This window comes from Rhizobacter sp. P3_B12, from assembly GCF_056402895.1.
In genome coordinates, this window is the sequence record NZ_JBFUGN010001615.1 from 1 (window position 1) to 744 (window position 744).

Annotated in this window: 1 protein-coding gene; it reads left to right on the forward strand. The window is 73.4% G+C overall.

Translation table 11 applies throughout. The annotated features are described in order from the left end of the window. Window positions 1–744, forward strand: a 744-nt coding sequence (locus AC1D01_RS37250) for an MFS transporter (protein ID WP_477874920.1), incomplete at both ends; no start/stop codon positions are given.

A 744-nucleotide genomic window follows, 5' to 3' on the forward strand; every position in this document is an offset into this window, starting at 1 on the left:
GCTGATCGCGGCGCGCGCGCTGCAGGGCATCGGCGCGGCGCTGCTGGTGCCGGGCAGCCTGTCGCTGATCGGCGCCAACTTCACGCAGGCCGAGCGCGGGCGCGCGATCGGCACCTGGTCGGCGCTGAGCGGCGTCGCCGCGGCCATCGGCCCGGTGCTCGGCGGCTGGATGGTCGAGCACTGGCGCTGGACCTGGGCCTTCCTCGTCAACCTGCCGCTCGGCGCCGCGCTGCTGCTGATCTGCGCCACCCGCGTGCCGGAAAGCCGCAACAGCACCGACACGACGGCGATCGACGTGCCGGGTGCCGTGCTCGTCACGCTCGGCCTCGCCGGCATCGTGTTCGCACTGGTGCAGGCGCCGCTGCACGGCTGGGGATCGGCCGACGTGCTCGCGGCGCTTGCGATCGGCATCGCCGGCCTCGCGCTCTTCCTGCGCGTCGAGGCGCGCAGCGCCGCACCGATGGTGCCGCTGCGCCTGTTCCGCATCGGCGATTTCGCCGGCGCCAACCTGCTGACCCTGCTGCTGTACGCCGCGCTCGGCGGCGGGCTGTACTTCCTGCCGCTCAACCTGATCCAGGTGCAGGGCTACGGTGCGGCAGCGGCCGGTGCCGCGATGCTGCCGTTCATCGCGATCATGTTCGCGCTGTCGCGGGCCGCGGGGCACATCGTCGACCGCACCGGGCCGCGCCTGCCCTTGATCGTCGGCCCGCTGGTGGCTGCCGTCGGCTTCGCACTGTTCATGGT